The following is a 19,456-nucleotide window of genomic DNA, read 5'->3' on the forward strand; positions in this document are numbered from 1 at the left end:
ATGGTCACATCGCCTCCCGAAATAGTCAACAATCCTTACTGTTAGCGCCTGGCGCACCCCGGCATGCCGTGGGAGAGTGCGACCATGCACCCCGCGCTGCTCGCCGACGCCACCACCGCCGCGGAGATCCCCGGCGTACGCCTGCTCGGCCTGGTGGTGGGCGGCCTGCTCCTGCTGCTCGCCATCCGCGCGATGTTCCGCCGCTGATCGCCGGAGCCGGCGGCGTTCGCGCGCCAGCTTCCCGGGTACGGCTCTCGTCGTCCGTACGGTGCGCCCGGCACCCGGCGAGGGGGATGTGATGAAGATCGGTTACTTCCTGTCCAGCGAGGAGTACGGCCCGGCGGAACTGCTCGCGCAGGCACGCGCCGCCGAGCAGGCCGGCTTCGCGGCGCTGTGGATCTCCGACCACTATCACCCCTGGCTCGACGTGCAGGGCCAGAGCTCCTTCGTCTGGTCCACGATCGGCGCGCTCAGCCAGGTCTGCTCGCTACCGGTGACCACCGCGGTGACCTGCCCGATCATGCGAATCCATCCGGCGCTGATCGCCCAGGCCGCGGCCACCAGCGCGGTGCTGCACTCAGGCCGGTTCGTGCTCGGTGTCGGCACCGGCGAGGCGCTCAACGAGCACATCCTCGGCGACCACTGGCCGCAGCTCGACCTGCGGTTGGCGATGCTGGAGGAGGCGGTCGAGGTGATGCGCAAGCTGTGGCGCGGCCGGTTCGTCAACCACTACGGCCAGCACTACACGGTGCAGCACGCGCGGATCTACACGTTGCCGGACACTCCCCCGCCGGTCTACCTGTCCGGCTTCGGTCCGAAGTCGATCGCCCTGGCCGCCCGGATCGGCGACGGCTACATCAGCACCAAACCCGACGCCGACCTGGTCCGCCGGTTCCGGGACGGCGGCGGCGGCGACAAGCCGTGCCAGGCCGGCTTCAAGGCGGCGTACGCCGAGAGCGAGGACGAGGGCGCTCGGCTCGCGTACGAGAAGTGGCCGAACGAGGCAATGCCCGGCGAGCTGTCCCAGGTGCTCCCCTCGCCGCGGCACTTCGAGCAGGCCGCGCAGCTGGTCAAGCCGGAGATGATGAAGCAGTCGTTCGTCTGCGGCAAGAATCCGGACGCCCACCTGGAGATGATCGACAAGTTCGCCAAGGCCGGCTACGACGAGCTCTACGTGACCAACACCGGCCCGCACTGGCAGGGCCTGCTCGACCTCTATCAGCGCGAGGTGCTGCCCCGGCTGCGTTGACCGTCCGGCCGTGCCGGGCCGCCGCTAGTCGCCGGGCAGGACGCCGTGCAGCAGGGTGGCGACCAGCGCGTCCACCAGCTCGGCCGGGGGCTCGGGTGGCGGTCCGGACGGGTCGAGCAGCCGGCCGAGGACCAGGTCGTGGCAGACGCCGACGACCAGCGTGGCGACCGCCTCCGGGCTGGCCGAGGCGGCCACCCGGCCGAGCCGCCGCTCGGCGTGGACGTAACCGGCGAGTTCCGTCCGCAGGTCCTGGCCGCCGGCCAGCGGGGTGGCCAGGTCACCCAGGCGGGCCAGCAGTTTCGGCTGGGCGGTCAGCCCGGCGAAGGCCGGCAGGATCGCCGCGTGCAGCGCCAGCGCCCGCGCCAGGTACGCGCGCAGGTTCGCCGCGACGGTCCCCTCTCCCGGGCGGGGAGCCGCGCCGTCCAGCTCCGCCTCGACCGCCCGCACGTGCGCGTGCAGCGCGTACGCGAGCAGTTCCTCCTTGTCGGCGAAGTGGTTGTAGAGCACCCCGTCGGCGACCCCGGCCTCCCCGGCGATGTCCCGGACGGTCAGCCCGGCGGTGCCGCGCCGGGCGACCAGCGCCCGGGCGGCGGCGATCAGGTGCTCCCGTAGGCTCTGCTCGCCGCCGCGCAGCGCCGCCGCTCGTCTCGGTGCCATGAGGGGGCATCCTAAGGAGGCGCTTGGCGGTCAGTCGGGGCACCGGGCGGTGACCAGCCAGGCCGCGCCCTGCAGGTGCACCCCGTCCGAGCCCTCGTACGGGCGCATGGCCTCGACCAGCGCGGCCTGGACCCGCTCGCCGACCGCCGCGTCGAGCGGGGCGAGCTGGTGCTGGACCGGCCCCCAGCCGGCGAGGAAGGCAGCCGCGTCCGCCGCGTCCCGCCCCCACCGTCCCAGCGCCGGCCGCGGGGCGCAGGCCACCTCGACGAACCCGGCGTCGGCGAGCACCCCGCGGACGACGTCGGGGTCGGCGAAGGAGAGCGGTTCGCCGGCGGCCGTGCCGTCGGTGCCCGGCGGCAGGTGCGCGGCGAGGGATGCGAGCACTCCGCCGAGGTCGCCCCGCCGGACGTCGTCGAGGCAGACGAAGGTGAGCCGGCCGCCCGGGCGCAGCGCCCGGCGTACGTTGGCGAACGCGGCGACCGGGTCGGCGAAGAACATCACCCCGAACCGGCTCAGCGCGACGTCGAACCCTGCGGCCGGGAACGGGTGCACCTGGGCGTCGCCGCGGACGAAGTCCACGTTGTCCACGCCCTCGTCGGCCGCCGACGCCCGGGCCCGGTCGAGCATCGGCGTGGAGAAGTCGACGCCGACCGCGTGGCCGGTGCCGGAGCGCCGGGCGGCGAGCCGGGTGAGCTGCCCGTTGCCGCAGCCGATGTCGAGCACCCGGTCACCGGGCCGGACGGCGGCGAGCAGCAGCTCGTTGAAGCCGCTGTTGACGGCGTCGTAGCGGGCCTGGTGCGCGGCCCAGTGTCGCCCCTCGTAACCGTTCCAGGCCTGCTCCTGATGCCCGTTCACGATCGTCCCCACCCCGGCCTCCTTAATGAACGACTGTTCATGAACGCGTATTCAGAATGGACTCGACGAGCAGGCCCGTCAACACCTGGTCCGGTTTCGGCCGTGATCGACGGGGGTACCGCGTGGTGCACAGCCACATACGGCATCCGGAATGAGGTCCCGGCCTGGTGCTGAGCTACGAGGAGGACCGGATGACGGTGCTCTTCGACGAGGTGGGCTACCAGACGTTGTCCGTGCGCGTGGTGTCCGAACAGGGCCTGCTGACGCTGGACTAGCCTGACCCGGGCACACCAGGCGTGCCCGTCCACACACGACCACCACGGCGAAAGGGGCTTGATCGTGATCGAGCAGCCGGCGTACACCGGGTTCGGTTTCTCCGACGAGGAGTGGGGGCTGCTGGTCGGGCTGCCGCAGTCCGTCCTCACCGCGGCGAGCGCGGCGGAGTCCGACGGCGCCCGACGCACCATGGCCGAGAACGCCGCCGGGCTGGAGACCATCGCGGCCGGACGCGAATCGGCCAGCCCGCTGGTGGCCGCCGTCGCCGGCGAGGTCGTCGCCCGAGTGGGTGACCCGGAGATCGGCGCGGAGCTGCCGGTCATCGAGCCCGCCGACCCGCAGGCGATGACCGACGACGTGCTCGCCCGGGCCGCGCAGGCGTCGACCCTGCTGGCCACCAAGGTGGACGAGGGGCAGGCCGGGGCCTACCGGCACTGGCTGGTGGAGATCGCCGAGCAGGTGGTGGGTGCCGCCGCCAGCGGCGGCCTGCTGGGCCTCGGCGGCGACGTGGTCAGCGACTCGGAGCGCCACTTCCGGGACCGGCTGGCGCAGGTCCTGAACGACTGATCCGGGGGCGCGACCCCGCGCCCGGCCCGGGACACCGGCCGAGGCCGACGGATCTAACAGATGAAGTTATCCTCGTCAATGACGGATATCAGACGCCCCACGACCGCAGACTGCGGCCTCCGTGGGACGTCGTCATGGATGGAGGGTGACCGAAACACGGGGGTCGTGCCATGGAAATGATGCTCAACCGGATAATTCTCGACACCGAGCGGGTGCCCGCAGCCGATCGCTTCGGGCTGTGGCTGGACATGCTCGCCGACTCGCCCGCGCCCCTGCGGGTACGCACCGAGCACGCCGACGACTTCGTGGCGCGGGCGGACACCATCGACCTGGGCCGGATGCGGCTGGTCCGCTACCGCTACCCGTCGCTGGACTGCGTCCGGAGCCGGAAGCTGATCCAGCGCTCCGACCCGGACTACTACGTGCTCGCGCTGACCCTCGCCGGCACCGGCACGGCGGACCAGGCCGGCCAACGGAGCGAATGCCGCCCCGGCGACTTCACTTTCTACGACTGCTCCCGGCCGCACGAGGTCAGCCACCACGGCGAGCACCACGGGCCCGCGCACCCCAGCTCGATCGTGGCCTTCATCCCGTACGACGCGCTGCCGCTGCCCCACCGCCGGCTCGCCGCGCTGTTCGCGGGCCGGATGCCCGGGAACGAGGGGATCGGGGCGCTGCTCGCCGACTACCTCATCCGGATCACCGGTCACCCCGAGCAGTACCACGCGGCGGACGCCGAACGGTTGGCCGGCATCGGGCTCGACCTGGTGTCCATGATGCTCGGCCGGCATCTAGTGTCCGAGGACGTGGTACCCACCGAGGTCCGCCGCCAGGCGCTGCTGGCCCAGGTGCGCTCCCACATCCGCCAGCACCTGGGGGACACCACGCTGAGCCCGCAGTCGATCGCGGACGCGCACCACATCTCAGTGCGGTCGCTGCACCGGCTCTTCGAGGCCGAGGAGACCACGGTGGCGGCGTGCATCCGGGACCAGCGGCTGGAGCGGTGCCGGCGCGACCTCGCCGACCCGGCCCTGCGCGACCGGCCGATCCAGCTGATCGCGGGCCGCTGGGGCTTCCGGGACAAGGCCCACTTCAGCCGCGCCTTCCGGGCCGCGCACGAGGAGACTCCTCAGGCGTACCGGGTGCGGCACCTCGAACAGGCACGCATCGTCAACACTCCGGCGTCCGTAATCAACTCGCAGCGGACATACTGATCCCGGGCCGACAGCCGGGAGACCGGCGCGGCCCACTGGTAACGGGGGGCCGCGGCGAGGCGCCCGCGACAGGTCGTCGCGGGCGGCCGCCCGGTGCCGGCGCCTCCGCGACCCTCGCGGACCGGCCAGTTCCCCCGCCGGCCGTCGACGGCCACGCCGGATTCCGGCCCCGTCCATCTCCCCCCAGGACCTCACGACGGGGCCGGTCAGGCCGCCTCCTCCAGCAGCGCCAGCACGGCCTTCTCCACCGTCTCCCGCGGCGTCGCCGGCTCCACCGGGACCACCACCCCGTCGTGGTAGAGGTCCACCACCCGCGGGTCCACGTAGGACGTGCGGGCCACGGTGGGCGTGTTGCCGAGCAGGTCGGCGACCGAGCGCATCACCGCGGCGACCGCCCGCTTCCGGGCCGTCGCGGAGCGCTGGGCGCCGGCCGTCGCCAGCTCGGTGGCGGCCAGCACGGTGGCGTGCCAGGTGCGGAAGTCCTTGGCGGTCATCTCCCCGCCGCTGGCGTCCCGCAGGTAGTCGTTGACCTCGTCGCTGCGTACGTCCTTCCAGAGCCGGCCGTCCCAGTAGCCGAACAGCCGCTCCTCGGTCCGCCGCCGGCGCCGCAGGCTGGTCAGCACCTGGCACAGCTCGGCGTCCTCGATCCGGCGTACCTGCTCGACGCCGCCCTTCGCCGGGAACTCGAAGACCACGCAGCCGCCCCGGGACCGGGCGTGCTCGGGGCGCAGGGTGGCGACGCCGAAGGTGGGGTCGTCGCCGGTGGCGTACTGGTCGCTGCCGACCCGAAAGGTGCCCATGTCCAGCAGCCGGGCGACGGTGGCGAGGACGCGTTCCCGGCGCAGCCCGCGCAGCGCCAGGTCGTGGTCCACCTGGTCGCGCAGCACCGGTAGCCGGTGCGCCACCTCCAGCACGTGGTCGAACTTGGCTTCGTCCCGCTTCTGCCGCCACTGCGGGTGGTAGAGGTACTGCTTGCGCCCGGCCGCGTCGATGCCGGTGGCCTGGATGTGCCCGTTGGGGTACGGCGAGATCCACACGTCCCGCCAGGCCGGCGGGATGACGAGATCGCGCAGCCGGGCCAGCTCGTCGGGGTCGCGGACCGGCGCGCCCTCCGGGTCGACGAAGAGCCAGCCCTTGCCGCGCCGCCGGCGTCCGTACCCCGGGCGGCCCGGATCGCTACGCCGTAATCGCACCGGAGACTCGCATCGCCCGTTCCGCCTCGTCCACGGCGGCCAGCACCTCGTCCACCTGAATGGCCGCAAGAGTCGGGTGGCTTCCTACCCCGACGCCGGCCCGCCAACCCGGATCGCGCCCGGGGCGGCGCGTGACGTCGAGCACCCGGTGCCGGGGCCGGTCCGGCGGCGGCCCCCAGTGCGCCGACGGCACCGGCCCGAAGAGCACCACCGACGCGGTGCCGTACCCGGTGGCCAGGTGGGCCACCCCGGTGTCCCCGCTGATCACCAGCCGGGCGTCGGCAACCAGGGCGGCCAGTTCGGCCAGGTCGGTCCGGCCGGCGAGCACCGCGTCCGGCGGCAGCCCGGCGTCCCGGGCGATCCGGGCGGACAGGTCCCGCTCGCCGGTCAAACCGGTGAGCACCACCCGGTGCCCCCGGTCGGCGAGGGCCCGGGCGAGCGCCGCGAACCGCCCCGCCGGCCAGCGCTTCGCCGGGATCTTGCTCCCCGGGTGCAGCACGGTGACGCCGGCCGGCATCCCGGCGGCGGGCGGGCGGCGCAGCGCCAGGTCGCCCGGGGCGGCCGGCAGGCCGTACCAGTCCAGCAGCCGGCACCAGCGGCGGACCTCGTGCTCGTCGTCGTCCCACGGCGGGCCGTCACCGTGCCCCGCCTCGGCGTTCGCGAAGGCGAGCAGCCGGCCGGGCCGGGCGGCGGCGAGCATCCGGTGCGACCGCGGGCCCCGGCCGTGCAGGTTGACCGCCACCTCCGGCGGCGCGCCGGACCAGGCCGGGTGATCCGCCAGCCCGTCGGTGGGCAGCACCCGGTCAATCCCGCCGACCAGGTCGGCCAGCGGCGCCAGCCAGGCCGGCGCGGCCAGCACCAGCTCGCGGTCCGGGAAGCCGGCCCGCAGGCCGCGCAGCGCCGGGACGGCGGTGGCCAGGTCGCCGACGCCGAGCGCCCGGAGCACGAGGATCACGGGTACGAGGATTCCTGCTCGGCGCAGACCACCATCTCCCGTACGGCGCAGCCGGCCGGCTGGGAGAGGGCGAACATGATCGCGGCGGCGGTGTCGGCGGGTTCGTTGAGCGCCGCGTCGGGGCCGGGCCGGTACTGCGCGTCCCGCTCGTCGAAGAACGCGGTGCGCATGCCGCCGGGGATGAGCAGGGTGACGCCGACCGCGCCGGCCAGTTCGGCGGCGAGCGCCCGGGTGAAGCCGACCACGCCGAACTTCGCCGCGCAGTACGCGGTGGCGTCGCTGACCGCCTTCACGCCGAGGGTGGAGGCGACCGTGACGATGTTCCCCCGGGCGGCTTCCAGGTACGGCAGCGCGGCCCGGATCACCGCGGCCGTGGCGAGCAGGTCGACCGTGACGATCCGTTCCCAGGTCTCCCCCGGGATGTCGGCCAGCCGGCCCGGCATGTCCATGCCGGCGGCGGTGACCACGGCGTCCAGCCCGCCGGAACGTTCGGCCAGCTCCCGGGTTGCGGCCTCGGCGGCCCGGGTGTCGGCCAGGTCGCACTCGATCCACGGAACCCCGTCCGCGGGACGCTGCCGGTCCAGCACGAGGGGACGGCCGCCGGCGCGGGCCACCGCGGTGACCACCGCGGCGCCCAGTCCGCTCGCGCCGCCGGTGACCAGGACGGTGGGGCCCGCCCCGGGTGGACTGCTGCTCATGCCGCCTCCTCGCTCCGCTCGACGCCGGCATGAGGCACCACCGCACTGCGTTGATGATTCGCTCGCTGACGCTCGCTCATCGTGCCCCCTCCGTCGTCGGCCGGATGACCGCCGCCCGGGCCGGGCCGCCGGTGCCGGGCGGGACGCCGCCGCCCGGCGGGACGGCGGAGCCTCGACCGGCGCGGGCCGCCGCGATCATGTCGCTGGTGGACCGCCCGTCCAGATAGGGCACGACGACGGTGTGCCCGCCCCAGCGGGCCAGGATCTCCGCCTCGGGCAGGGTCTCCGGGCCGCCACCGCTGGCGTAGTCGCCGCCCTTGACCCAGATGTCCGGCCGCAGCCAGGAGAGCGCCGCGTGCGGCGTCGGCTCGTCGAAGATCATCACCGCGTCGACGCAGCCCAGCGCGGCGAGCAGTCGGCTGCGGTCGCCCTGCGGCACGACCGGGCGCTCGGGGCCCTTCAGGCCGGCCACGCTGGCGTCGGAGTTGAGGCACACGACGAGGCAGTCGCCGAGCTGCCGGGCCGCCTGGAGGGTCGCCACGTGCCCGGCGTGCAGCAGGTCGAAGCAACCGCCGGTGGCGACCACCGTGCCGCCGGCGGCCCGCACCTCGGCGACCACCGCACCGGCGGCGTCGGCGCCGATCCGGTCCCCGCCGCCGGAGACCACCACCGGTGAGGCGTCCCGGACCGGGGCGGGCAGCGCATTGCCCACTCCCCCGCCGGCCACGTACGCGGACGCCTCGGCGACCGCCGCCTGCACCGCCTCGGAGACGAGCGCGCCCCCGGCCAGGGCGAGGGCGGCCGCGGCCGCGAACCGGTCCCCCGCCCCGCAGGTGTCCCCCTCCGCGCTGGCGGGCGCGGGGACCACCAGCGGGGTCGAGCCGGCGTGGCAGAGCAGCGCGCCCTCCCCGCCCATGGTCACCGCGACCGCGCCGGCCTGCCAGCGCTGGCGCAGGGCCTGGGCGCTCCGGGACGCGGTGACCAGCCGGGACGCGCCCGGCCGCACCTTCGCCAGCTCGCGTGCCTCCGCCTCGTTCGGGGTGGCCAGGTGCACCCCGGGCACCGCCTCCGGCCCGCGCGGGTGCGGGTCCCACACCACGGGCGCGCGGGTGGCGGCGAGCGCCGCCCGCAGCGCCGGATCCCGGGCGACGCCCCGGCCGTAGTCGCTGACCAGCACCACGGCGGCGTCGGCGAGCAGCCGCAGCACCACCTCGCTCGGCTCACCGGGCTCGCCGGCCGGCCCGCCGCGGTCGTGCCGCAGCAGCACCCGGCCGCGGGCCCGCAGCCGGATCTTCTCCGGGGTGGACCCGGCCAGCGGCAGCGCGTACAGCTGCACGCCGGCGGCGGCGAGCAGCGTGCCGAGCCGGGCCCCGCCGGCGTCGTCGGCGACCGCGGTGACCAGCGCGACCTCGGCGCCCTCGGCGGCGGCGAAGACCGCGGCCAGGCCGGCGCCGCCGGGGCGGTCGACGTACGTGCTTTCGTCGAGCACCGGCACCGGGGAGTCCGGGCAGAGCCGGTTCACCGTGCCCTCGACGTCCCGGTCCAACAGGGTGTCGCCGAGCACCACCACGGGTCCCGTCACGTTCGACCTCCTCATCGGGCCTGCACCTCCCGGCCGGTGTCGTCACCGAGCACCACCTCGACGCCGGTACGCACCGGGCCCGACCCGGCCGCCGTCCGCGCGGCCAGCGCCGCCGGCAGAGCCCGGTCGACGTACTCGCAGAGCACGTGGGTGGCGACCAGGTGTAGCTCCTGCACCACCTGGCTCTCCGGCGAGTCGATGGCGAGGACTTCGTGGCAGGCGTCGGCGAGTGGGTTGGGTGTCGGGCCGGTGAAGGCCCAGCAGCGCAGTCCGGTTTCGTGTGCGGTGTGGGCGGCGGTGAGCAGGTTGGTGCTGGTGCCGCTGGTGGACAGGAGTAGGAGGATGTCGTCGGTTCGGCCGTGGGCGCGGACCTGGCGGGCGAAGACCTCGTGGTAGCCGTAGTCGTTGCCGATGGCGGTGAGTGCGGAGGTTTCGGCGTGCAGGGCGATGGCGGACAGGGGTTCGCGGTCGTCGCGGAGTTTGCCGACGAGTTCGGCGGTGAGGTGCTGGGCCTCCGCGGCGCTGCCCCCGTTGCCCGCCACCAGCAGCCGCCCACCGCCGGCCAGCCGGTGCGCCAACTCCCCGCCCCAGCGGGCCAGCAGATCCTCCGACTGCCGGAACGGCAGCAACGCGGCGGCCAGGTGCGTCAGGTGGTCCTCCAGGACCGTTCCGCCGACCACGGGTCCGGGCGCCGTCATCAGGCGACCACCCGGGTGGGTCGACGCACGGTGGCCACCTGGCCGTACACCTCCGCCAGCCGCTCGGCGGTGCTCGACCAGGAGTAGCGGGTGCGGGCCCGGTCCAGGGCCGCCGTGGCGTACGCGAACCGGCGGATCCGGTCACTGAAGAGCCGGCGGATCGCCGCACCGAGAGCCGCCGGGTCCCGGGCGGGCACGAGGTCGCCGGTCCGTCCGGGCACCACCGTGTCGGTCAGCCCGCCGACCGCGGTGCCGATCACCGGTACGCCGCAGGCCATCGCTTCCAGCGGGGTGAGTCCGAACGGCTCGTACCAGGGGGCGGCCACCAGCACGTCCGCCGACCGGTACCAGCGGCCCATCTCCTCCCGGGGCACCGCGCCGATCAGCTTGACCCGGTCGGCGACCCCGCAGGACTCGGCGAGCGCCCGCAGCCGCCGGGCGTACGGGTCGGTCTCCAGCAGCCCGGCCGGCGGTCCGCCCACCACCACGCACTCGGCGTCGGGGACCAGCGCGGTGGCCCGGATGACGTCCTGGAAGCCCTTGCGTTCCACCAGTCGCCCCACGGTGAGGATGCGCGGCCGGACGCCGTCCCGTTCGGCGACCGGGCCGAGCGGGGCGAAGGTGCTCAGGTTCACCCCGGACGGGACGACGGTCATCCGCGACCGGGGCACTCCCAGCCGGACCAGCTCGGCGACCTCGTCCTGGCACTGGGCCACCACCCGGTCGACCGAGCGGCCCAGCTTGCGCTCGTGCTCGATCCGGCCGGGCGGGCTGGTGTCCTGCGCGCCCTGGTGGCGCCGCTTCACGGTGCCGAGCGCGTGGTACGTCTGCACCACCGGCACCCCGGTCCGCCGGCCGGCGGCGAGTGCGGCGAGACCGCTCATCCAGAAGTGCCCGTGGACCACCTCGGGCTGCCAGTCGCCGGCCCGCCACCGCTCGGCCAACCACTCCCCGAACGCGGGCATGTACGGCAGCAGGTCGTCCTTGGCGACCGGCTCGGCCGGGCCGGCGGGCACGTGCACCACCTCGTAGCCGTCCGCGGTGCGGACCGTCACGGGCAGGTCGACGGCGTCTCGCCGGGTGTAGACCCGGACGTCGTGGCCGGCGGCCGCGAGCGCGGCGGAGAGCTCCGCGACATGCGTGTTCTGGCCACCGGCGTCCTCCCCGCCGAGGACGGCGAGCGGGCTGGCGTGCTCCGAGATCATCGCGATGCGCATACTTCCTCCTCCAGCAGCCGGTCCCAGTCGGCGAGGAAACGCTCCAGGCCATAGCGCTGCCGTGCGGCGCTACGGGCCTCGGTGCCGGCCCGGCGGGCTGCCGCCGGGTCGTCCACGAGGCCCCGGGCCGCCTCCAGCAGCACGTCGACCCGGGTGGAGAGGGCGCCGGCGGACGGTGGCACCGCCTCCACGGCTTCGGTGGTGGCCAGCGCCACCACGGGCATGCCCATGGTCATTGCCTCGATGAGGCTTAGTCCGAGGGATGTCCAGCGGCACAGGTGCAGGTACGCCCGTCGTTGGGCGAGTTCGGTGTGCATGGCGTGTTGTGGGAGGTCGTCGTGGCTGGTGAGTCGGTCGGGTGGGAGTTCGAGGTGGTCGGCCAGGCCGGTGACGCTCATGCCGTAGACGTCCAGTGGGGCGATCTCGGCGAAGCGGGGGAGCAGGTCGGTGCCGGTGATGCGCCAGCGGCGTACGGGTTCGTTGATGACGACGGCGAGGCGGTTCAGCTCGCCGGTCCATTCGGCGGCCGGTGGGAGGACTCCGTGTTCGATGACGGTGGTGCGGGTGTTGCCGTTGTTCCAGAACAGCTCGTTGAAGTGGGTGACGTGGGCGATGATCAGGTCGTTCCGGTCGGCCATCGGGTGGCGGGTGTTCGGCACGTCGCCCTTGGGGGTGTTGTGCTCGACGTAGATCGCCGGCACGTCGCGGCCCACCCGGCGGCCCAGCCACTCGCAGGCCAGGTCGAATTCCTCGGGGCGCTGGAGCAGCACCAGGTCCACCTCGGACCGGCGCAGCTGCTGGGGAGTCACCTCGACGGCGTTGTCCGGCCACCGGTAGGTCCGCGCCCGCCCGAGGCCGTACGGACCCCGGTCCGGGGTGACCGGCACCAGATAACGGTGCTTGCCGTGGACGAACGACGTGGTCCACGACCCGTGCACGTGCCACACCAGGATGTTCATCCGACCACCCCGCCGGTTCGGCTGGCCACCGGGCCGGCGAGGACGGACTCCGGCGCGTCGGCGGGTACGCCGAGCAGCCGCAGCGCCTCCAGCACGCGCCCCGGCTCCACGGCGGACAGGCACGGGTGCCCGGGGACCGGGCAGCGGGTGGCCCGGGTGTCCCGACACGGCGCTCCGGCGTCGCCGAGCCGGACGGTCGGCACCCGGTACGGTCCCCACTGACCGAACGGGACGGTGGGGGCGAAGAGGCTGACCACGGGCACGCCGAGCGCGGCGGCCAGGTGCGCCGGCCCGGTGTTGCCGACCACCAGGGCGCCGGCCCGGGCGATGACGGCGGCCAGTTCGCCGAGTCCGGTACGCCCGCCTAGGTCCACGCCGCCGGCGGCGGCGACCCGCGCGGTCAGGTCCCGCTCGTCCGGGCCACCGGTCACCACCACCCGGTACCCGGCGGCGCTGAGCACCCGGACGATCCGGGTGGCCAGCTCGGGCGGGCAGGCCCGGGTCTCCACGGAGGAGCCCGGGTGCAGCACGACATAGCCCGGTTCGCCGGCCCCGGCCGGAACGGGCGGCAGCCGGTCGGTACGCAGTCGTAGTCCTGGTTCGTCGTCGGGGGGGAGGGTGTATCCGGCGGCGGCGGCGAGGGAGAGGGCTCGTTCGGGTTCGGGTATGCCGGTGGGGACGTGGTGGCGGATGTCGAGCAGGGTGCCGGGGTAGTCGTCGCTGATGGCGCTGATGCGGGGTACGCCGGCGAGGCGGAGGAGCAGGGCGAGGGGTAGGGGGGACTGGTGGAAGGAGGTGAAAATGATTGCTTCGTCGGCATGGGTGGTGGTGAGGCGGGTGGTGAGGTGGTGTATGTCGTGTGGGTCGACGGGTTGGGGGTTGCCGTCGATCCAGGGCAGTGGCCATTCGATGATTTCGTCGATGCCGGGTAGCAGGTCGGCGGCTGCGCGGCCTTGTGGCCCGCAGAGGAGTACGACCCGGTCGGCGCCGGCCGCGACCGCGCGGATGCCCGGGCCGGTGACCAGCACGTCCCCGGCCGCGTCGCTGCGCACCACCAGGACGGTGCCCCGCTGGGGCGGGGACCCGGGGGCGGCCACCAGCCGCACCCGGCGCAGGATCTCGGTCGCCGCCTCCGGCAGGTCGCGGGCGACCGTGGGCGCGGCAGCCACCTCAGCCGCCCGGGTGGCCGGGGTGGGGACCAGGATGCCGGCCGCGCCGGCCGCCGCGGCGGCGGTCATGTCGGCGCCGATGTCGCCGACCAGCACGCACCGGGCCGGCGTGGTGCCGAGCGCCCGGGCGGCGGCGTGCACCAGACCCGGCGCCGGCTTGCGGCAGGCACAGCCGTCCGGCTCGCCGTGCGGGCAGATCTGCCAACTGTCGAAGGGTCCGAGCAGCTCCTCCACCCGGGCGTGGACGGCGTGCATCTGCCGCTCCGTGAAGTAGCCCCGGGCCAGGCCGGACTGGTTGCTGACCACGGCCAGGCGCAGCCCGGCCGCGCGCAACCGGTCCAGCGCCTCCCGCGCGCCGGGCACCGGACGGACCTTCTCCGGGTCGCCGTTGTAGGGCACATCCTCGACGAGCGTGCCGTCCCGATCCAGCAGCACCGCGTCGTACAGGCCGGACGGGAACCGGTCAGCACCCGGGTCAACCCGGGCTGACCTGCACTGATCCCGCTCGTGGTCCCGTCGCACGGGCGGCGGGTTCCCGACCCCCCGAGGAGTAAACATCAACTTCGGCGGAGCCGCCTCCGCCGGTGCTGCCACGGCCGGTGCGTCCCGCGCTCCGCCGGCCCGGTCCGGCGATACCCGCCGCCCCCGAGAAGCTAACCCGGAGTCGTCGTTAGCCGTGGCGGAGGCGGGGTACGGGGTTGGCGTGGCGATTGTGGAGAAAGTGATCGACGCACCCCCGCAGCAGGTCTTCGCCGTGCTCGCCGACGGGTGGACGTACAGCGACTGGGTGGTCGGCACGGCGCACGTGCGGGGGGTGGACGACAGCTGGCCGCAGGTCGGCAGCCGGCTGCACCACCGGGTCGGACCGTGGCCCTTCTCGCTGCAGGACTGCTCCCACGTGCTGGCCTGCGAACCGGCGCGCCGGCTCGTGCTCCGAGCGAGGCTGTGGCCGGCGGGCGAGGCGATCGTCGACTTCACCCTGGAGCCGCTCGACGGCGGCCGGACCCAGGTCCGCTTCCGCGAGGATTTCGCTGCCGGACCGTTGCGCTGGGTCTGGACCGGGCTCGACGGCCTGGTCCTGCGTCAGCGCAATAAGGAGATGTTGAACCGGCTCTCCGACATCGCCACCAGGCAGAAGATGATGCGCTGACGCCACTCGCGGTGACCGCCGGTCGCACCGTCGGTTCCGCCGGCCCGCAACCCCGAAACGGCGCTTCCGGCCCGCCGAGCGGGCGTCTGTGCGGACCTGGCGCGGGCGACTGGCTACCCTCTCAGGTGAACCATGTCGGCCGACCGAGGATGTCCGTGATGATCGAACCCGTGCAGTTGCCCGCCCCGTGGCGCGACGCACGCCTGACCGTCGTCGTTCCCACCTACAACGAGGCGGGCAATCTCCCGGTGCTGGTCGAGCGGCTCCTCGCCCTGCCGCTGCCCGGATTGAAGGTGCTCGTCGCGGACGACAACTCACCGGACGGGACCGGCGAGGTGGCCGACAAACTGGCCATCGAGCACCCGGACCGGGTGCTCGTGGTGCACCGCCCGGGCAAGGAGGGACTCGGCCGGGCGTACGTGGACGGGATCGGGCGGGCGCTCGCCGGCGACGCCGAGTTCGTCGCGCAGATGGACGCGGACCTGTCGCACCCGCCGGAGGCCCTGCCCGGCATGCTCGGCGCGCTGCTCTCCACCCAGGCCGGCGTGGTCATCGGCTCCCGGTACGTGCCCGGCGGCGAGTTGGACGAGAACTGGCCGCTCTACCGGCGTGCGCTCAGCGGCTGGGCCAACCTCTACGTGCACACCCTGCTGCGGGTGCGGATCCGCGACCTGACCGCCGGCTTCAAGATCTGGCGGGCCGACGCGCTGCGCGACATCGGCCTGGAGCGGGTGCAGTCCAACGGCTACAGCTTCCAGGTGGAGATGCACTACCTGGCCACCAAGCTGGGGCACACCATCCTGGAGGTGCCGATCCGCTTCGAGGAGCGCCGCGAGGGCGCCTCGAAGATGACCACCGCCACCAAGATCGAGAGCGCGCTGATGCCGTTCATGCTGCGGGCCCGGCACCGCAACCTGCCGGACTGACGGCAGCGATTCACCATCTCCAGCCTCACGCTGCGTCATCGTGACGCAGCGTGAGACCTCTCCCTCTGCCTATGATGCCTGTCGCCGCCTTTGCTCTGCAGCCATCCGCGCAACACCGCGATGACCTGAGACGTTGGATCAGCGGCCGCCGTCGCCCGACTTCGCGTCATGTACCGACCGTGACCGCTGCGTATCTGGCTGCAGAGCAAAGGCAACGCGCGGCATGATGCCGGCGGTCCACATATATCACGCACCGCGACCGCGCCACTGCCCGCACACCGCCGCGCCGACGAACCGCCACCGAAGCGGTGAGCACGCATGGGTGTGCGCCGAGCGTTCCCAGCCCCGAGCACGCCGAGCACGGCGGGCGTCAGCGGTAGACCGCCCGCTGCGCCGCGCCGATCGCGCCCGCGTACAGGCCGCCGGCGAACGCCCGGTCGCGCGCCAGGGCGGCCCGCGCGGCGTTCGCGCCGGGCGCGCCGTGCACGCCGCCGCCCGGATGTGCCGAGGCACTGGCCAGGAAGAGCCGGTCCACCGGGGTGTCCGCGCGCCCCAGGCCGGGGATCGGCCGCAGGAACATCTGCTGGTACGCGGCCGCGGTGCCGCCGGCGAGCGCGCCGCCGACCAGGCTGGGATCGCCCGCCTCCAGCTCGGCCGGGCCGGCCACGTGCCGCCCGACGATCAGTGAGCGGAACCCGGGAGCGGCGTCCTCCAGCACCTCCTCCATCCGCGCCACCTGTCCGGCGAGTTCCTCGCCCCGCCAGTCGCGCCGGAACGGAAGGTGGGTGTAGGACCACAGCGACTCGGTACCCGGCGGGGAGTGGCTCGGGTCGGCCACCGACATCTGCCCGACCAGCAGGAACGGGTCCCGGGGCACCTCGCCGCGGGCCAGCGCCGCCGAGTACGTGGTGAGCCCGTTCAGGTCGGCGCCGAGGTGCACCGTGCCGGCGCCGGCCACCGCCCGGTTGCGCCAGGGCACCGGCGCGGACAGCGCCCAGTCGACCTTGAGCGTGGAGCCGTCCCACCGGAAGTGGGCCAGGTCCTCGACGAGGCGGGGCGGCAGCGCGGCCGGGCCCACCAGGTCCAGGTAGAGCGCCGGGGCGGGCACGTCCGCGAGCACCGCTCGCCGGGCCCGCCAGCTGGCGCCGCCGACCGTGCGGACCCCCATGGCCCGCCCCCGGGCGGTGAGCACCCGGTCGACCCGGGCACCGTAGTCGATCCGGCCGCCCCGTTCGACCAGCCGGGCCACCAGCGCGTCGGTGATCTTCTGGGCGCCGCCGACCGGCACCGGCCAGCCGACCTGCTGGCCGAGCATGGCGAGCAGCCACCCGTACACCCCGGAGCCCGCCTCGTCCGGCGACAGGTCGGTGTGCAGCGCGCAGCCGGCGAGCAGTGCCGGCCCGCCCTCGCCGGCGAAGAGCTCGTCGCCGAGCCTGCGGACCGGTACGACGAGCCGCCGGGCCAGCCGCAACGCGCCCGACAGGTGAAGCCGGCGCAGCAGGGTCAGCCCGCCACGGACCGGCGGGAAGGGACTGGTGATGACGCCGAGCATCGGCTCGGCCACCTCGCACCAGGCCGCGTACGCCTGCCGCCAGCGGTCCCCGTCGCCGGGGGCGAACGCCGCCAGCGAGGCCGCGGTCACCTCCAGGTCCCGGTTGACCACCGCCGCCCGGCCGTCCGGTAGCAGATGGGCCAGCACGTCCGGGGCGTGCGTCCAGGCCAGCCCGTACCGGTCGAGTCCGAGCCTGCGCAGCACCGGGGAGGCGTAGCCGAGCGGATAGAACGAGCTGTAGAGGTCACTGAGGTAGCCGGGGGCGGTGACCTGGGCCGAGCGGACCGCCCCGCCCGGCGCCTGGGTGGCCTCCAGCACCAGGACGTCCCAGCCCGCGTCGGCGAGCAGGTTGGCGGCCACCAGACCGTTGTGGCCGGCGCCGATGACGACAGCGTCCGCGCTCTGCGCGCCGGGCGGGTTCATCCGATCCGCCTACCCGGCCGGTTACCGGGCAAAACGCGTTTGCCTCGGCCGGGTCGGGGCATCCACCGCCGCATGTACACGGTTGCGCAACTCATAGGTGGAGTGTGGGGCGCGGGTGGTGAGGGGGGCGAACTGGTCGTACGTGATCCGGCCGACGACTCCCCGGTGGCCACCGTGCCGGTGGCGACGGCGGACGAGGTGGCGAAGGCGGTCGAGGCCGCCCGGGGCGTGGCGGCGGACTGGGCGGTGACCGACCCGGCGAATCGGGCGGCGGCGCTGCACCGGGCGGCGGACGCGGTCGAGACCGCCGCGGAGGAGCTGGCCCAGGCCACCACGGCCGAGATGGGCAAGCCGCTGGACGACGCCCGCGGCGGCGTGGCCGCCGGCATCGGCACCCTTCGCCAGTACGCGGAGCTCGGCCCGCTGCGCGGCGGGCGGACGCTGCACGGCGGGCACGGCGCCCTCGACTTCATGACCCCCGAACCGCGCGGCGTGGTCGCCGCGATCACCCCCTGGAACGATCCGGTCGCGGTCTCCTGCGGCCTGCTCGGCGCGGCCCTGGTGACCGGGAACGTCGTGCTCTACAAGCCCAGCGAGCGCACCCCGACCACCGGCTGGCTGCTGGCGCGCGCCCTCGACACCGCGCTGCCGGCCGGGGTGCTGTCCCTGCTCACCGGCGGGGCCGAGGTGGGCGCGGCGCTGGCCGGCCAGGACGTGGACGTGGTGGCCCACGTCGGGTCCACCGAAACCGGCCGGGCGATCGCCGCCGCCGGCGCGCGCACCGGCGCCAAGGTGCTGCTGGAGAACGGCGGCAGCGACCCGCTGGTGATCGACAACGGGGTGGATCCGGTCTGGGCGGCCGATCAGGCCGCGCTGGGCTGCTTCGCGAACGCCGGGCAGATCTGCGTCGCCGTGGAACGCATCTACGTGCACCGGGACGTGGCCGAGGACTTCGTCGACGCGCTGATCCAGCGCGCGGAGGCGCTGACCGTGGGCCCCGGCCGGGAACCTGGTACGCAGCTCGGACCGCTGGTGGACCGGCGGCACCGGGACCACGTGCACGGGCAGGTCACCGCGGCGGTGGCCGAGGGGGCGCGGCTCCGCACCGGCGGAGAGCTCCCGGACGGCCCGGGGGCGTTCTACCCGGCCACGGTGGTGTCGGACTGCCGACACGAGATGGTTCTGGTGCGGGAGGAGACGTTCGGCCCGGTCGCCCCGGTGGTCGTGGTCGACTCGTTCAGCGAGGGGCTGCGCTGCGCCGCCGACTCGCCGTACGGGCTGGCCGCAACGGTGCTGACCGGCTCGATGAGCCACGCCCACCGGGCCTGGCGGGAGCTGCCGGTGGGCACCGTCAAGGTGAACGCGGTCTTCGGGGGTGCGCCGGGCGGCGCCGCGCAGCCGCGCCGCGGCAGCGGCCAGGGCTTCGGGTACGGCCCGGAACTGTTGGACGAGTTCAGCACGGTGAAGACGGTGCACATCGAGGCGCCGGGCGGCGGTCACTGGTGACCGACCTGGAAAGGGTGGCTGTCCGAGGGACAGCCACCCTTTTCGGTGGTGCGGTCAGCGGCCGCGGGACTTGGCGGTCTCCCGGGCCTGGGTGGTCTGGCGGGCGTTCGCCTTCTGGATCGCCTTGACCAGTTCCGGCTTGGTCATCCGGGACCGGCCGGGCACGTCCAGCTTCTTGGCGACCTCCATGAGGTGCTCCTTGGGCGCGTTGGCGTCCACCCCGGCGGCGGTGGGTGCCCGCCGCGCCGGGCCACCTCCGGCGGCCTGCCGGTCGCTCGGGCCCTTGCGTCCCTTGGGCTCCCAGTGGTCGCCGACCTTCTCGAACTCGTGCTTCACCGCGGCGAACGCGGTGCGGTGCGCCCGCTGTCCCTCGCCGTACGTCTCCACGGCCGAGTCGTGCGTCTTCTCCCAGGTCCGCTGCGCCTTCGCCGGGGAGCGCCGCAGCGTGCTGGGCAGTACCTCGCGCCCGGGCATCTCGTCCTCCTCCGTCTCGATGGGTTCCTATGACCGTTCCCCCGCGTTCCGGCCGCAAACCGCCACCCGGTTTGTCGATTTCGGCGCCGGGGTACCGCCGGGCCACGCGCGACGGGCGCGCCCGGGGCGGAGGAGG

Annotated in this window: 19 protein-coding genes; 7 read left to right on the forward strand and 12 right to left on the reverse strand. The window is 74.4% G+C overall.

Features of this window, described 5'->3' with window-relative positions; translation table 11 throughout:
• Positions 1–84 precede the first annotated feature (84 nt).
• Positions 85–207 carry a hypothetical protein gene (locus A6A27_RS47005; protein WP_274534626.1) on the forward strand — a complete coding sequence of 41 codons (123 nt, stop codon included), beginning with the start codon at positions 85–87 and terminating at the stop codon, positions 205–207.
• 91 nt (positions 208–298) lie between these two features.
• Positions 299–1,249 carry a TIGR03557 family F420-dependent LLM class oxidoreductase gene (locus A6A27_RS37985; protein ID WP_073839497.1) on the forward strand — a complete coding sequence of 317 codons (951 nt, stop codon included), beginning with the start codon at positions 299–301 and terminating at the stop codon, positions 1,247–1,249.
• 24 nt (positions 1,250–1,273) lie between these two features.
• On the opposite strand, the gene A6A27_RS37990 is transcribed toward A6A27_RS37985, so the two are convergent.
• On the reverse strand, positions 1,274–1,906 hold the full coding sequence (locus tag A6A27_RS37990; protein WP_073839498.1) for a TetR/AcrR family transcriptional regulator: 633 nt from the start codon (positions 1,904–1,906) through the stop codon (positions 1,274–1,276).
• A gap of 30 nt (positions 1,907–1,936) precedes the next feature.
• Positions 1,937–2,773, reverse strand: coding sequence for a class I SAM-dependent methyltransferase (locus A6A27_RS37995; RefSeq protein ID WP_073839499.1), 837 nt, complete (start codon positions 2,771–2,773; stop codon positions 1,937–1,939).
• 327 nt (positions 2,774–3,100) lie between these two features.
• On the opposite strand from A6A27_RS37995, the gene A6A27_RS38005 reads away from it, so the two are divergent.
• Positions 3,101–3,604, forward strand: a complete 504-nt coding sequence (locus A6A27_RS38005) for a hypothetical protein (protein WP_073839678.1) — start codon at positions 3,101–3,103, stop codon at positions 3,602–3,604.
• A gap of 170 nt (positions 3,605–3,774) precedes the next feature.
• A complete protein-coding gene (locus tag A6A27_RS38010) occupies positions 3,775–4,818 on the forward strand; it encodes a helix-turn-helix domain-containing protein (RefSeq protein ID WP_073839500.1) in 1,044 nt (347 codons plus the stop codon).
• Positions 4,819–5,024: 206 nt separating this feature from the next.
• On the opposite strand, the gene A6A27_RS38015 is transcribed toward A6A27_RS38010, so the two are convergent.
• The 8 genes from A6A27_RS38015 to A6A27_RS38050 form a co-directional block, all read right to left on the reverse strand.
• A complete protein-coding gene (locus A6A27_RS38015; RefSeq protein WP_073839501.1) occupies positions 5,025–6,011 on the reverse strand; it encodes a DNA topoisomerase IB in 987 nt (328 codons plus the stop codon).
• The gene (locus tag A6A27_RS38020; RefSeq protein ID WP_073839502.1) at positions 5,995–6,966 is read right to left on the reverse strand and encodes a glycosyltransferase family 9 protein; all 972 of its coding nucleotides are present in this window, start codon (positions 6,964–6,966) and stop codon (positions 5,995–5,997) included. Before A6A27_RS38020 ends, A6A27_RS38015 begins: the two co-directional genes overlap by 17 nt.
• A complete protein-coding gene (locus A6A27_RS38025) occupies positions 6,963–7,664 on the reverse strand; it encodes an SDR family oxidoreductase (RefSeq protein WP_073839503.1) in 702 nt (233 codons plus the stop codon). The genes A6A27_RS38020 and A6A27_RS38025 overlap by 4 nt, the downstream gene beginning before the upstream one ends.
• A gap of 76 nt (positions 7,665–7,740) precedes the next feature.
• The gene (locus A6A27_RS38030; RefSeq protein WP_443190035.1) at positions 7,741–9,246 is read right to left on the reverse strand and encodes a PfkB family carbohydrate kinase; all 1,506 of its coding nucleotides are present in this window, start codon (positions 9,244–9,246) and stop codon (positions 7,741–7,743) included.
• An 11-nt stretch (positions 9,247–9,257) separates the two neighbouring features.
• The gene (locus tag A6A27_RS38035; RefSeq protein ID WP_073839505.1) at positions 9,258–9,944 is read right to left on the reverse strand and encodes a D-sedoheptulose-7-phosphate isomerase; all 687 of its coding nucleotides are present in this window, start codon (positions 9,942–9,944) and stop codon (positions 9,258–9,260) included.
• Positions 9,944–11,161 (reverse strand): glycosyltransferase, encoded by a 1,218-nt coding sequence (locus tag A6A27_RS38040; protein ID WP_073839506.1) that lies wholly within the window; start codon positions 11,159–11,161, stop codon positions 9,944–9,946. The genes A6A27_RS38035 and A6A27_RS38040 overlap by 1 nt, the downstream gene beginning before the upstream one ends.
• The gene (locus A6A27_RS38045) at positions 11,146–12,120 is read right to left on the reverse strand and encodes a glycosyltransferase (protein ID WP_073839507.1); all 975 of its coding nucleotides are present in this window, start codon (positions 12,118–12,120) and stop codon (positions 11,146–11,148) included. Before A6A27_RS38045 ends, A6A27_RS38040 begins: the two co-directional genes overlap by 16 nt.
• Positions 12,117–13,811 (reverse strand): HAD-IIIA family hydrolase, encoded by a 1,695-nt coding sequence (locus A6A27_RS38050; RefSeq protein WP_083673191.1) that lies wholly within the window; start codon positions 13,809–13,811, stop codon positions 12,117–12,119. Before A6A27_RS38050 ends, A6A27_RS38045 begins: the two co-directional genes overlap by 4 nt.
• A 181-nt stretch (positions 13,812–13,992) precedes the next feature.
• Here A6A27_RS38050 and A6A27_RS38055 point away from each other — a divergent pair, with 181 nt between their 5' ends.
• Both A6A27_RS38055 and A6A27_RS38060 read left to right on the forward strand, forming a co-directional pair.
• Complete coding sequence (locus tag A6A27_RS38055; protein ID WP_073839679.1) at positions 13,993–14,439, forward strand: SRPBCC family protein; 447 nt, start codon at positions 13,993–13,995, stop codon at positions 14,437–14,439.
• Positions 14,440–14,597: 158 nt separating this feature from the next.
• Positions 14,598–15,365, forward strand: a complete 768-nt coding sequence (locus tag A6A27_RS38060) for a polyprenol monophosphomannose synthase (RefSeq protein WP_073839509.1) — start codon at positions 14,598–14,600, stop codon at positions 15,363–15,365.
• A gap of 370 nt (positions 15,366–15,735) precedes the next feature.
• Here the strand turns inward: A6A27_RS38060 and A6A27_RS38065 are convergent, their stop codons facing one another.
• Positions 15,736–17,340: a phytoene desaturase family protein gene (locus A6A27_RS38065; protein ID WP_073839510.1), complete on the reverse strand. Its 1,605-nt coding sequence runs from the start codon at positions 17,338–17,340 to the stop codon at positions 15,736–15,738.
• A 72-nt stretch (positions 17,341–17,412) separates the two neighbouring features.
• Here A6A27_RS38065 and A6A27_RS38070 point away from each other — a divergent pair, with 72 nt between their 5' ends.
• The gene (locus A6A27_RS38070) at positions 17,413–18,846 is read left to right on the forward strand and encodes an aldehyde dehydrogenase family protein (RefSeq protein ID WP_073839511.1); all 1,434 of its coding nucleotides are present in this window, start codon (positions 17,413–17,415) and stop codon (positions 18,844–18,846) included.
• A gap of 54 nt (positions 18,847–18,900) precedes the next feature.
• Here A6A27_RS38070 and A6A27_RS38075 read toward each other — a convergent pair whose 3' ends face one another.
• Positions 18,901–19,320 (reverse strand): ChaB family protein, encoded by a 420-nt coding sequence (locus A6A27_RS38075; RefSeq protein WP_073839512.1) that lies wholly within the window; start codon positions 19,318–19,320, stop codon positions 18,901–18,903.
• Positions 19,321–19,456: the final 136 nt, after the last annotated feature.

Source organism: Micromonospora sp. CB01531 (assembly GCF_001905095.1).
In the GTDB taxonomy this organism is placed as follows: domain Bacteria; phylum Actinomycetota; class Actinomycetes; order Mycobacteriales; family Micromonosporaceae; genus Micromonospora.